Annotated in this window: 12 protein-coding genes; 2 read left to right on the forward strand and 10 right to left on the reverse strand. The window is 65.4% G+C overall.

The window, feature by feature from the left end; translation table 11 throughout:
* Positions 1-80 precede the first annotated feature (80 nt).
* The 3 genes from CEY05_RS04975 to CEY05_RS04985 all read right to left on the reverse strand — a co-directional run bounded on the left by CEY05_RS04975 (position 81) and on the right by CEY05_RS04985 (position 3851).
* Positions 81-1637, reverse strand: a complete 1557-nt coding sequence (locus tag CEY05_RS04975; RefSeq protein ID WP_088596321.1) for an MFS transporter — start codon at positions 1635-1637, stop codon at positions 81-83.
* 104 nt (positions 1638-1741) lie between these two features.
* Positions 1742-2653 (reverse strand): LysR family transcriptional regulator, encoded by a 912-nt coding sequence (locus tag CEY05_RS04980; RefSeq protein ID WP_088596606.1) that lies wholly within the window; start codon positions 2651-2653, stop codon positions 1742-1744.
* A 61-nt stretch (positions 2654-2714) separates the two neighbouring features.
* Positions 2715-3851 carry an alanine racemase gene (locus CEY05_RS04985; protein WP_088596322.1) on the reverse strand — a complete coding sequence of 379 codons (1137 nt, stop codon included), beginning with the start codon at positions 3849-3851 and terminating at the stop codon, positions 2715-2717.
* Positions 3852-4063: 212 nt separating this feature from the next.
* On the opposite strand from CEY05_RS04985, the gene CEY05_RS04990 reads away from it, so the two are divergent.
* Positions 4064-5140 carry a LysR substrate-binding domain-containing protein gene (locus tag CEY05_RS04990; protein WP_088596323.1) on the forward strand — a complete coding sequence of 359 codons (1077 nt, stop codon included), beginning with the start codon at positions 4064-4066 and terminating at the stop codon, positions 5138-5140.
* Positions 5141-5197: 57 nt separating this feature from the next.
* On the opposite strand, the gene CEY05_RS04995 is transcribed toward CEY05_RS04990, so the two are convergent.
* Both CEY05_RS04995 and CEY05_RS31955 read right to left on the reverse strand, forming a co-directional pair.
* On the reverse strand, positions 5198-6070 hold the full coding sequence (locus CEY05_RS04995; RefSeq protein WP_088596324.1) for a phosphonopyruvate hydrolase: 873 nt from the start codon (positions 6068-6070) through the stop codon (positions 5198-5200).
* A 58-nt stretch (positions 6071-6128) separates the two neighbouring features.
* Positions 6129-6746, reverse strand: a complete 618-nt coding sequence (locus CEY05_RS31955) for a TetR/AcrR family transcriptional regulator (protein ID WP_088596325.1) — start codon at positions 6744-6746, stop codon at positions 6129-6131.
* 164 nt (positions 6747-6910) lie between these two features.
* Here CEY05_RS31955 and CEY05_RS05005 point away from each other — a divergent pair, with 164 nt between their 5' ends.
* On the forward strand, positions 6911-7735 hold the full coding sequence (locus CEY05_RS05005; RefSeq protein ID WP_088596326.1) for a siderophore-interacting protein: 825 nt from the start codon (positions 6911-6913) through the stop codon (positions 7733-7735).
* A gap of 65 nt (positions 7736-7800) precedes the next feature.
* Here the strand turns inward: CEY05_RS05005 and leuD are convergent, their stop codons facing one another.
* From leuD to CEY05_RS05030, 5 genes are all read right to left on the reverse strand, one after another.
* Positions 7801-8409: a 3-isopropylmalate dehydratase small subunit gene (gene leuD, locus CEY05_RS05010; RefSeq protein ID WP_088596327.1), complete on the reverse strand. Its 609-nt coding sequence runs from the start codon at positions 8407-8409 to the stop codon at positions 7801-7803.
* Entirely contained in the window at positions 8406-9800 is a 1395-nt protein-coding gene (gene leuC, locus CEY05_RS05015) for a 3-isopropylmalate dehydratase large subunit (RefSeq protein WP_088596328.1), read from the reverse strand. Before leuC ends, leuD begins: the two co-directional genes overlap by 4 nt.
* 65 nt (positions 9801-9865) lie before the next feature.
* Complete coding sequence (locus CEY05_RS05020) at positions 9866-10603, reverse strand: GntR family transcriptional regulator (RefSeq protein ID WP_158219254.1); 738 nt, start codon at positions 10601-10603, stop codon at positions 9866-9868.
* 115 nt (positions 10604-10718) lie between these two features.
* The gene (locus CEY05_RS05025; protein ID WP_088596330.1) at positions 10719-11591 is read right to left on the reverse strand and encodes an oxaloacetate decarboxylase; all 873 of its coding nucleotides are present in this window, start codon (positions 11589-11591) and stop codon (positions 10719-10721) included.
* 17 nt (positions 11592-11608) lie between these two features.
* The gene (locus CEY05_RS05030; RefSeq protein WP_233161357.1) at positions 11609-13078 is read right to left on the reverse strand and encodes an MFS transporter; all 1470 of its coding nucleotides are present in this window, start codon (positions 13076-13078) and stop codon (positions 11609-11611) included.
* Positions 13079-13086 lie beyond the last annotated feature (8 nt).

The raw sequence follows: 13086 nt of genomic DNA on the forward strand, positions 1-13086 counted from the left end.
TTGATAAAAAATTCAGGCGCACAATCCTGTTCGACCCGGCGGCGGGGCCGCCATCGCTGCTCGGGGCAGCAAAACCGCATTCAGCCTCTGGGCGGTTCGATCCGCGTCGGCACGAATGGAATCGCCAGGATGAACAACACTGCAATGACGGCCATGATGCGCAGCACGTCGGCTGAAGCCAGGATCGATGCCTGCGTGCGGATACGTTCATCCATGACCGCCAGCGCCGCATGGGCATCGACGTTCAAACGCATGGACACTTCACGCAGCGCCAACGTCCAGGCCTGCGGACGATTACCCATCTGGTCCACCAGCACATGGGAATGCAGGTGTTCGCGCCACGTATAAAGTCCTTCCGTGACGCCGGCCCCGAACACCCCCGCAAAGCCCTTGACCGTGTTGAACCAGGCCGAGGCGAACGGCCCCTCCGTTGGCGCCATGCCATGCGTGGACAACATCAGCAGCGGGATTACGGCCATCGGCTGGCCCAGCACCTGCAGGATCTGCAGCACGTAGAAGTTGTCGCGTATCCAGTCCCGCGTCATGAAGCTGCCGCCGACGCAGCTGAGGGCGATCAAACCCAATCCCGCTGCCAGCACCCAGCGGCAGTCGACCCGGCGGACGTTGCACAGCGCGGCCACCGCGGGCAGCGCGACCAGCTGGGGCAAGGCCACGATCAGTGCCAGCGGCGCTGCCTGCAGGGGGCGATAGCCCTGCACTTCAGCCAGGTAGGCAGACGGCACCGCGGCCCACGCCACCAGCACCAGCAGTACGCCGCCCACGGTCACCAGGGCGAATGTCAGATTGCGGCGCCCCAGGAACTGGATCTTGAAGAAAGGCAGCGGGTGGAACCATTCATTGATGACGAACAGGACCAGCAGGACGGCCGCGCCCGCGAACATCAGGACGATGAACGGTGAGTCCAGCCATCCCAGGCGCGTGCCATGCTCCAGCGCGATGACCAGCATGGCCATGCCCGGCGCGCCCAGCAGCACGCCGCGCCAGTTGAATTGCCGCAGGCGTTCATAGCGGGGCGGATCCTGCGGCAGGCCCCACGCCACCAGGGCACCGGCCAGCAAGGCCATGGGGACGATGTGCCAGAACAGCCAGCGCCAGCCGACGTAGTCGCCCCAGAAGGCGGCCAGGGGCGCGCCCACGTTGGGGGCGAATGTGGCGGTCAAGGCGTAGGCGCCAAGGCCATAGAGCTTGATGTTGGCGGGCAGGAAGCGCAGCGCCACCGTCATCAGCATGGGCGGCAGGCAGCCGCCGGCAAGACCTTGCAGGCCGCGCAGCAGGTACAGCCAGCCGAGGCTGGGGGCGAAGGGCATGCACAGGCCAAGCACCGCGAACGCCAGCAAGGCCCCGAGGGTCAGGCGCCGCAGCGTGAAGGTGGCCGAGCACCAGGGCGCGTACATCGCGGCGATGACCTGCGTTGCGTGATAGAGGGTGGTGAGCCAGGTGCCGTCGTCATGGCTGATGCCGAAGATACCGCGCAGATCGGGCAAGGCGATCTCGGTGACATGATCGTTGACCTGGGCGCTGACCACCGCCAGCAGAACGCCGGCCAGACCGGCGGCGATGCGTCTGCCACCGTAGGCCGGTATGACCGGTGTGGCCGGTATCGTCAGGGTGTTCACTGCAAAGCCACCTAAATGAGAGAAGCTCTCATCTTAAGTAGCGATCATTCGTTTGAAAATTGATATGTTTGCAGCGCAGCAGTGCGTCAAACGCACGAATAGGCCTATTCAGACGCGCGGGCATCCGGCGCGCAGACTTCGCGCACGATCTTGCGCAGCCATCGATGCGCGGCATCGTTCTGGTAGCGGGGGTGCCAGCTTTGCATCACGACCAGGGGTTCCAGGGGGAACAGGGTGAACGCCCGCAGCTTGAGCCCCTGGCGCAGGGCTTCGGCGGCCATCAGGTCAGGCACCGCCACGATCAGGTCCGTGCCGCCCAGCATGAACATGCCCGCCAGCGAGTTGGGCACCACCACCGACACCCGCCGTGACAGGCCCAACGCCGCCAGCTCGGTATCGATGGGGCCGCTGACCTTGCCCATGCGCGACACGCTGATGTGGTCGAAAGCCGCCACGCGTTGGGGGGTGATCTCTCCGGCAAAGATCGGATGGCCTTCCCGTGCCACGCCCACGATCTGCGTCGTGAACATGGTCTGGACGTGCATGTCCGGGCCCATTGGCCGCAGAGAGGTAATGAAGATATCGACCGACCCATCGCGCAAGACGGGCTCCGTGCTGTCGTTCTCCGGCGAAAAGCGCACCCGCACGTGGGGCGCCTCTTTGCGCACCCGTTCGATCAAGGCCTGGCCGAAGGCGCCGGTATAGATATCGCTGGCGCGCACATTGAAGCTGCGTTCCAGCGTGGCCATATCCAGGCCCGCTTCCGGGCGCAACAGTTGGCGCGACCGCTCCACCGCGTCGCGCACTTCCTCGCGCAGGGCCAGGGCGCGCGGCGTGGGCGTCAGGCCGCGGCCCGACTTCACCAGGATGGGATCGCCCACGGTCTCGCGGATACGGGCCAGGGTGCGGCTCATGGCGGGCGCGCTCAGGCTCATCCGGCGCGCGGCAGCCGCCACCGAGCCTTCTTCCAAAAGCACGTCCAGGGCGTAAAGCAGGTTCAGGTCGGGGAATTGCATGAAACGCATTTTATCGGTTTATGCAATGCGCTCCGCACAATTATCCGCGCTCCCGTTCCCTTTACTGCCAACCGCTGAAGCGCGGCCAGGTTGCTTGTACTTCCGTGCCGCTTGCCACCACCGTGTACGCGCCGAACTGGGCCGCCGTCGCGCAAGCGTGATTGGGCACGATGCGCAACAGCGTGCCGACCGGCAACATGGGCGTGGCGGCGGCATCGTTACGATTGCGCAGGATGCCGTGTTCCTGGTTGGCATCGGTCATCACCAGGTCCGCGATGACGTGGCCGGCCTCGTCGCAGACCAGGCCATATCCCTGGTCGATCGGCTGTTTGGCCGTGCCCCGGTCACGCGACAACGCCATCCACCCAGCGTCCGTAATCAGCCAGCCCTTGTCCCGCTGATGACCGATCACCGTGCACAGCACCGACACCGCGATATCCTCGACGGCGCATACGCCGATGCCGTGCATCACGAGGTCGAAGAAGACATAGACGCCCGCGCGCACCTCGGTCACGCCCTCCAGCGATTCGGCGAAATGCGCGGTGGGCGTGCTGCCCACGCTGACCACCGGCGCCGCGTGGCCGTCCGCGCGCAGGCGCTGCGCCGCGCGCACCGCGCCCGCGCGTTCCTGTTCGGCGCACGCCACGATGGCCTCATGCGACCGGCAGTTATAGGACTCCCCCGCATGCGTCAGCACGCCGGCCAGCCAGGCGCCCTTCCCTTGTTCGCCCCGCAGCCGCGCGCCGATACGCAACAGCACCTCGTCTTCCGGTTGCACGCCCGAGCGGTGGCCGTCGGTATCGATTTCGATCAGCACCGGCAGGTCCAACCCGCGCGCGTTGGCGAACGCCGCCACGGCCTGGGCGGTTTCTTCATTGTCGAGAATGATGGTCAGCCGCGCGCCGCGCTGGATCAGGCGTTCGACATGGGGAAGCTTGGTGGGTGCGATGCCGACGGCGTAGAGGATGTCGTGCCAGCCGTGGTCGAGGAAGTACTCGGCCTCTTTCAGCGTCGACACGGTGATGGGCGTGTCCGTCCCTCCCAGGCGCCGCGTCACGTCCGCGGATTTGTTGGTCTTGACGTGCGGACGCAGCGTCACGCCGAACGGCGCCAGGCGGGAACCCAGGCGTTCGATATTCCGGTCCAGGCGGTCACGGTCGAGGATCAGTTGCGGGGTTTCGAGGTCGTCGAGTTGCATGGCGGTGGGGTATCAGGAGGTGGACAGGGGATCAGTGTAAGAGTCCTGAGCCGCCTGAAGGTTAATTGAAGATCATTTTTGCATTAACCTATTGGTTAATAATCCAGTTCTTTCACCATGGTGATCCCGGCTCCTTGTCTCCACGAAATAAAAAGGAATTCCTTCAGCAATTCCTTTTTCCGCCTGCTGGTAAGCGCGCATCCCCCTCCCCCATGAAACTCGACATCGACGACCTGCGCTTCATCCTCGCCCTTTCGCAACAGGGCAGCCTGGCGGCCCTGGCACGGGCGGAGAACGTGACGCCACCGGCCATCACCAAGCGGCTGAACCAGCTGGAAGCCCGTCTGGGCCTGCGCCTGGCCTTGCGCACCACACGCAGTCTGCAACTGACGCATGAAGGCCACCTGCTCACCCGCCATGCGACAGACGTGCTGGACCGCATGCAGGCCATCGAAGACGCGCTGCAGGAACGCAGCCAGGTGATCTCGGGCAAGCTCAAGGTGCACGCGCCCTTCGGCTTCGGGCGGCATTATCTGGCGCCCTTGCTGGCCCGCTTCCACGACGAACATCCCAACGTCGAAGTCCAGCTGTTCCTGTCCGACAGCCTGCTGCCCCCCGCCAGCACGCACGGCCGCGATGCCTTCGATGTGGTGATCAGCATCGGCGAACTACCCGACATACGCTGGGTGTCGCACCCTATCGCACCGAACCGGCGGGTGTTGTGCGCCGCGCCGGACTATCTTGCGCGCGCCCCGGCGCTGGAAAGCCCGGATGACCTGGCGAATCACGCCTGCCTCGTCCTGCGCGAGAACGACGAGGACGTCACGCTATGGCGCTTCACGTATGGCAAAGGGGCCAAGCCGGAAGACCCCGGCAATGGCCCGGCGCGAACCCGGCCGGCAACACAGTCGCGGCATCAGCCGCGAACTCAGCTGCAGGCGCAACGCAAAGCCCAGCCGCACACCGTCCGCGTCCATCCTACCCTTGAAAGCAATGATGGCGACGTCATCCATCAGTGGTGCCTGGCCGGCAAGGGCGTCATGATCCGTTCCGAGTGGGACGTCGCATCCAGCCTGGCTTCCGGCAAGCTGGTGGCGCTGTTGCCCGACTACGGCCTGCCCGATGCCGACGTCGTCGCCCTGGTCCCCGCCGCCCACGTCGAATCCGCCCGCGCCCGGCGTTTCATCGACCTGCTGCGCAAGGCCTTCCGCCCGCGCCCGCCCTGGCGCGTGAATGCAGCGTTGGATAACCCGCTGGCGCAATCAATGCGAGTACGTCACCGCTCGTGATACGTGCCGACGCACTCGGCGCAAGTGCGTCGCCCCTCGTGATACATGCCGGCCCCATCAGCGCAAATACTTCGCCTCCAGGGCGCGCATGTATTCATCTCCCTGCAACTGGATGATCTCCTTGACGGTCGGCAGGTCACCGTCCACGCCACGGATACCGCCCTCTGCCCTTATCTGGGCGAATACCTTGCGCATCGCGCCCACCGCCGCCCGAATGGCATGATTGCCATAGATCACGATGCCCACCTTGCCCAAGGCCTGCATATCGGCTTCCGTCAATTCCGGATAGGCCGTCGGCACCAGCACCAGCGGTACCTTGCCCGGCCATGCCTCGATGAAGGCCAGCACCTCGGCGGGCGTGTTCTGCTTCGAATGGATCAGGATGGCGTCGGCCCCGGCCGCTTCGTAGGCCAGTCCACGCTCGATCGCTTCGGCCTGGCCCAGGCCGGCGATAAGCGCTTCCGTGCGGGCGATCACCAGGAAGTCCTGGTCCTTGCGCGCCGCCGTGGCGGCGCTGATCTTGCCCTGGAATTCCTCGATGCGAACCAGCTCCTGCCGGCCATCGGTACGCAGGCTGGTGTCCTTGGGAAAAGTCTTGTCTTCCATCACCACCGCGGAAGCGCCGGCAGCTTCGTACTGCGGCACGACGTAGCTGACGTTGATCGCATTGCCGAATCCCGTATCGATGTCGGCAATCAGCGGGATGGAAACCACGCCGGCGATGGCGCGCATCATCTCCAGGTGCGTCCCCGCGGACAGGATATTCGCGTCCGGGACGGCATAGCTGGCTGACAGCTCGAAGCCGCTGCCCCAGATTCCTCCAAAGCCCGCTTCCTCGGCCAGCTTGGCGGCCAGGGGATTGTGCGCCGACATGGCGGTAAACAGGGTGCCCGACGACAGGGCATCACGCAAGACCCGATTCTTGTTCATGGCTTTTCCAGTTGAAGTCCGATTGGCAGCATAGGGCACATGGAAATGCCCGGGCAACTCAAACATCGTCCCTGGCGCCGGTCGCCTGCAAGTGGTGAGGCGTGGACAGTAGCAGCGCGCTCAAGGCGTAACGCACCAGGTCCCCCGCCGAGGGGGACCGCACGAACGTCATGGCTGGCGCGTGCGTCAGCTCGAACACCACGGCGCCCAGCGTTTCCGCGTCATCGACGCGGCCCCGCGCACAGGCCGCCAGGCGTTCGCCCAGGCGCTTCCAATGCGACCGAAAGACTGCTTCCTGCGTTTTCTCGAAGCGCTTGCCGGGCTTGGCATAGCGTTGATGTTCCAGCACCAGCAGCGACCAGTTGCCTTCCGCCGCCTTGGCATCGGCCCAGGCGGCCACCGTTTCGATCGCTGCCTTGGCGTCGCCGATGCCGTCCAGCGCTGCCAGCAACTTGCCAAGGCTGGCTTCACCGTGGGCTTCGAGCAGTTCCAGGAAGATCTCTTCCTTGCTGTCGAAGTTGGAATAGAACGCGCCCTTGCTGTAACCGGCAGCGGCGGCGATGCGGTCCACCGAGGCGGCCACGTAGCCTTCCCGCGCGAACAGGCGGGTGGCGGCGGCAAGCAATTTGCCGCGCGTCGCCGCCTGGCTCTCTTCCCGCGACATGCGAGTTGCCATGGGTACTTTTCTCCTATATGGCTGGGTTGCGGGGTCCACCGGGAAGCCCCGCGCGGCTGCAACGCCTTGCAATACCACTCCACCAAATGCGAATACTAATCAGTATTCAGATACTGTATAGTATTTGAAATCCCGATTCCTGGGTAGGCAGACTTAGCAAGGAGATGCTTGTGGATCATCCCACTCAACGCGTCCGTTTCGAATTGAAGAGCCGTCGGGTCGCCGTGCAGCGCACCGAAAGGCTTACTCCACATATGCAGCGCATCGTCTTTACCGGCACGGACCTGGCGGACTTCGCCAGCCTGTCGCCAGACGATCACGTGAAGCTGTTTTTTCCTGATGAGGTCGCCGAGGATGGCGGACCGCAAGATGGCGCCTCTCGCAACACGGGTCCTGGCGATGTCGCGCCCCGCAGCGGCGCACCAATCCAGCGCCGCGACTACACGCCGCGTCGATATGACGCCAAGGCGCAGTCCCTGACCATCGACTTCGCGCTGCACGATGCCGGGCCCGCCACGCGCTGGGCCCTGCAGGCGAAGGCCGGCGATACCCTGGATTTCGGCGGGCCGCGTGGATCCATGGTGGTCGAGTGGTCCTATGACTGGTGGCTGCTGATCGGCGACGAAACCGCCCTGCCCGCCATCGGCCGCCGGGTGGAAGAAGCTCCCGCCGGCACACGCATCATCACCATCGGCATCGTCCCGGGGCCCGAGGATGAACAACGCTTCGATACCCGCGCCGATCACACCGCGTTATGGGTACACCGCGCGCCCGCGCAGGCCGATGACGCGGCGCCCGTCCTGCAAGCACTGCAGTCCCTGCAATTACCGCGGGGTGAAGGCTACGTCTGGGCCGCCGCCGAAGCGGGCGTCGCGAAGGCCATACGCGCGCATATGCGGGACGAGATCGGTCACCCGCGCGAATGGACCAAGATCGTCGGCTACTGGAAGAAAGGCCACGCGGACGCCCACGAGAAGTTCGAGGACTGAAGCGCCGCGCCCCCTGGCGCCACGCCTCGTGGCACGGCCTCGCTCCCTGGCCTGCTCTCGCAACCTCAGCGGGGATACGCCCACGGCCGGCGTTGGCGATCCGCGGCCTGGAATGCGGCGATACGGGACTCGCGTGCGACAGCCATGTCGACATCGTCCAGCCCGTTCAAAAGCGCCGTCCTTTGCGACTCGGCCAACGTGAAGCCAACGGCGCTGCCATCAGGCAGGCGGACCGTGCAATCCCGTAGATCCACCGTCACCGTCACACCCTGCCGGGCCGCGGCCGCGATGGGCTCGATGGCCTCGGCCGCCAGCCGCACCGGCAGCACCCCGATCTGCAGGCAGTTGTTGAAGAAGATATCGCCGAAGCTGGGCGCGATCACGCAGCGAATGCCGAACTCGTCGAGCGCCCACACGGCCATCTCGCGCGAACTGCCACAGCCGAAATTCCTGCCGGCAACCAATATTTGCGCCGCACGGAACAGCGGCTGGTTCAGCACGAAATCCGGATTCTCGGTCCCGTCCGCCCGGTAGCGCCAGACCTCGAACGCCCACGGCGCGAACTGCCCCCGCTTCAATTGCGCGATGCGTTCGATGCGCACGATGACGTCCGTGTCGATGTCGTTGCGGTCGATTACGGCAGCACGGCTGCTGCATACGTCGAAGGCCTTCATACCGACCTCCGGATTGCGCCGGCGAGTGCCGATGCGGCGGCGGTGGCCGGACTGGCCAGGTGGGTCATCACCCCCGGCCCCTGGCGCCCCACGAAATTACGATTCGACGTCGACACGCAGCGTTCACCGGGTGCCCCCAGGTCGCCGTTGGCGCCGACGCACATCGAACAGCCTGGCTCGCGCCATTCAAAGCCCGCATCCAGGAAGATCCGATGCAGCCCTTCGCGTTGCGCCTGCTCGCGCACCAGCAGGGACCCGGGCACCACCCACGCCCGTACGTGGGGTGCGACCCTGCCAGTGCGAGCCACGGCGGCGGCAGCCCGCAAATCGGAAATGCGGCTGTTGGTACACGAGCCGATGAAGACGCGGTCGATGCGCGTGCCGGCCAGGACCTGCAGGGGCCGCAGCCGCATGTAGTCCAGCGCGGCCTGGGCGGTGGCACGCCGCTGCGGATCCGGTTCAGCGGCCGGGTCAGGTACGGTGCCGTCGATGCGGATGACCTGCTCCGGAGTGGTACCCCAGGTAATCTGCGGCCCTATGCCCTCGATATCGACGACGGCCTCGCGATCGAATACCGCGTCGGCGTCGCTACGCAGCGTGCGCCAGTAGTCAACCGCGGCCGCGAAATCCTTGCCGCGCGGCGTGTAGGGACGGTTATGCAGGTATTCGAAGGTGACCTCGTCAGGGGCGATCATGCCCACGCGCGCGCCCAGCTCGATGCTCAGGTTGCATAGCGTCATGCGCGCTTCCATGTCGAAGCCGTCGATGACCGCGCCTGCGTATTCGAGCGCATGGCCATTGCCGCCGGTCACGCCCAGCTGTCCGATTACATGCAGGATCACGTCCTTGGCAGTCGTCCCCGGCGCGGGCTTGCCGATCAGCGTGATCCGCATCACGCCCGGCTTGCGCTGGCGCAGGGTCTGGCTGGCCATCACCTGCACCTGTTCGGACGACCCCATGCCCATGCCGATGGCGCCGAACGCGCCATGCGTGCAAGTATGGCTGTCCGCACAGGCAACCGTGGTGCCCGGCAGCGACAAGCCTTGTTCGGGCGCGGTCACGTGCACGATGCCTTGCCGGCCGTCGTCCACATCGAACAGGTCGATACCCAGCCGGGTGGATTGGGCGCGGAAAGTCTCCACCGCCTCGGTGCTCCAGGCTTCGTCGCCGGCGCGGCGCCCCGGTGCGCTGGATATGACGTGATCCAGGTTGGCGAAAGTCAGCTTCGGATCGCGCAACGGCAGCTTGCGCCGTTCCAGCGCGGCGACAGCGTCGACCGAGGTCAATTCATGCATGAGGTGACGGTCGACGTGCAGCACCGTGGTGCCGTCCGCCAGTTCCTCCACCACATGGGCATCCCATACCTTGTCGAATAGTGTTCCTCGGCTCATGTCTCTCTCTCGTTGTCAGGCGGTGGCTGTCCTTCGCGTGGGAGCAGTCCTTCGGGTGGCCGCTGTCATGCGGATGGCGTCGGCGGACGGGTGCCTGCCAGGGCTGGCAGCTGCAGGATGTTTTCCGCCGAATGCCACAGGTGGCGTTTCATGGCCTGGTAGGCCTGCTCGGGGTCGCCCGCCAGAATGCTGGCCGCAATGTCTTCGTGCTCGGCAAGCGAGTTGCGGATGATCTGCGCGCTGCCTATGGTCTGGCGCAGCTGGATCATGAAGACCGGCAGCTGGTACTTGTCGATCAGGCCTTCCAGCGGCGGGTTCGCACACATGCGCACGATTTCCTGGTGGAAGGCGCGGTTGTCCGCGATGAACTCCTGGAAATCCGGCCGCTTCCGGTGTACGCGGCCTTTTTCCAGTACGGCAACGAAGCGGGCGCGATTGCCTTCCTCGCCGATATTGCGTGCCGCCATGCGCGCGGCATAGCCCTCCAGCGCCTCGCGAATCTGGAAAACGTGCATGACCTCGGCGGCCGACAAGTTACGCACCACCGCACCGCGGTTGGGTATCACATCGACCAGGCCGTCGGCTTCCAGACGCCGGAACGCTTCGCGCAAGGAATTGCGGCTGATGCCGATCTGCTCCACCACGTCGCGCGAAATCAGCCGCTGCCCGGGGGCCAGGCGGCCGTCCAGGATACGGTTTTTCAGTTCAGCGGCCACGCGCTCCACGGTTTCGCCCGTGCGCCCCGCGGGTTCGGCAGGATCGGCGATGCTCTTGTCGAGCATGGGGGTAGGAATCTCAGTCATGCAAACATTGTCCAATAAATCGCCGGCCGCGCATGGAGCCCGATCCCCGCGAGCTGTTCCAGCATCGCGGGGACTCATGCCCCGGACTCGTGCATTCAGGCCTGGACAACACCTTTCAGTCCGCGTGCGCCTTGTCGAAGTCCCACACCGCCTGGAACCCCATCAGCTGGCACATGGCCTCGAACTTCATCAAGTCGGCGCCGGGGCCCAGCGTGGTTTGCGGGGTCTTCAGCTGGGTATAGACCTTCTCCAGCGCCCGGCTCACCGCCAGGAAGCCGGATGCCGGATAGATGGCCAGCGAAAAACCCATGCGCTGGTACTCCAGGGGCGGCAGTTGCGGCGTGCGTCCGCCCTCGACTACGTTCACCAGCTTGGGCAAGTCGAAGCTGCGGCCTATTTTCTCCAGTTCCTCCGGCGATTCGGGCGATTCCACGAACAGCACGTCGGCGCCCGCCTTGGCGTAGGCTTCCGCGCGGCGCAAGGCTTCGTCCAGGCCCAGGCTGGTGCGTGCATCGGTGCGGGCGATGATCTGGAAATCGGGATCCTCGCGCGTTTCCTTGGCCACCTTGATTTTCTTGACCATGTCTTCGGTGGGGATCACGCGCCGTCCTGGGGTGTGACCGCACTTCTTGGGAAATTCCTGGTCTTCCAGCTGGATGCCGGCGGCGCCCGCGCGCTCGTAGCCGCGCACGGTGTGCGCCACGTTCAGCAGGCCGCCGTAGCCCGTGTCGGCATCGCACACCAATGGCGTGCGCGCCGCCGCGCAAAAAGCGGCCACGCGGTTCACCATGTCGGTATAGGTGGCCAGGCCGGCATCCGGCTCGCCCAGGTAGGACGCCACGGTGCCGAAGCCGGTCATGTACAGGCAATCGAAATCCATGGAATCGGCGAGACGCACAGAGATCATCTCGAACACACCGGGCGCGACGACGATGTCGGGGCCGGCGAGTTTCTGCTTCAAAGCGCGTCGTTTATCGGAAGCGTTCATGGTGAGCTCCTTGGCTGTCAGTGCGGATGGGTGGTCGGGGGATGCGCAGTTGTGGAATGCGCGGTCGCGGCCGTTGTATTCGGCGCATTCGGACCGGTGCCGGCGCGGGCCAGTTCCGGGGAAAGCTGCGAAATCGCTTCGAGCGAGCGTTGGTTGGTCTCCGTGCCGAACAGCGCCAGCACGATCGCCATCAGCAACAGCGCGGCGATGATCACCGCCAGCACCTGCTGGATGCCGCCCGCGGCGAACAGCAGCACGGCTGCCTGCGGCGCGAAGATGCCGGCGACTCGCCCCGCGGCGCTGGCGGCACCGTTGGCGCGCATGCGGTTGGCGGTGGGGAACAGTTCCGGAATGTAGGTGGCCACGCCCAGGGCCACCATCAGGTAGGTGAGCGTAAACAGGACGAAGCCGAGCACAGTGGCCATCTCGACGCTGGTGGAATGGGCATAGAACCACCCGACCGCCGAGGCGATGACGGCGATCGCCATCAGGCCTTTACGCCGGCCCACGCGGTCGGCGATGAGTACGCCGATGAATGCGCCGACCGGTCCGCCCAGCGACATCAGCGCGGTATAGCCCAGGGAAGATGCCACGCCCAGGCCCTGCTTGACCAGGAACGTAGGCACCCAGACGATGAAGCCGTAGATCATGATGTTGATCGCGATCTGGACGATCACCGCGACCAGCAGGCGGCTGCGGAAAGGCGGCATGAACAGGCTATGCCACGAGCCGTCTTGAAGCGTGCCTTGCAAATTGCCCTGCAAGCGCCCTTGCGTCGGGTCCGGCGCGCGGTCCTGCAAACCGCCTCGCGGCCCGCCCTGGCTCTCGGCCTCGATGCCCGCCAGCACCGCGTCCGCCTCGGCGTAGCGCCCCTTCGATTCCAGCCAGCGCGGCGATTCGGGCATCTTCCTGCGCAGCACCCACACGCACAACGCGCCACAGCCAACGATGACGAACATCGCGCGCCAGCCCACCGAGGGGATCAACAGGTAGCCAAGGACGGCCGACACCAGCAAGGCACTGTTGGTGATCAGGGAAAGATAGGACGACCAGCGCCCGCGCACGGCGGGTGGAATGAACTCGCCGATCGAGCCGTAGCCGATGACGATTTCCGCGCCCAGTCCCACGCCCATGAAGAAGCGGCACACGATCAGCCACGTCATGTCGGGCGCCGCCGCGCCCGCCAGCGAAGCCACGCCGAACAGCAGCAGGTTGAACTGGTAAGCGTACTTGCGTCCCTTCGCATCCCCCAGCACGCCCGCCGCCACGGCGCCGATCAGCATGCCCAGGAAGGTCGCCGACAAAAAAGCGGCATTGGACTGCATGGAGGACCAGCCGCTCTTGCCCAGCGCGGCCAGCACACCGCCCGCCAGGTAGATATCGAAAGAGTCCAGGAACATCCCGGCGCCGATCAGCCACAGGATACGGCGATGGAAAGGCGAGACGGCCAATCGGTCCAGTCTTGCGCCGGCCTGCAATGTATTCATGGTCTTGT

Origin of the sequence: Achromobacter sp. HZ34 (assembly GCF_002209485.1) — a bacterium.
GTDB lineage: Bacteria > Pseudomonadota > Gammaproteobacteria > Burkholderiales > Burkholderiaceae_B > Bordetella_C.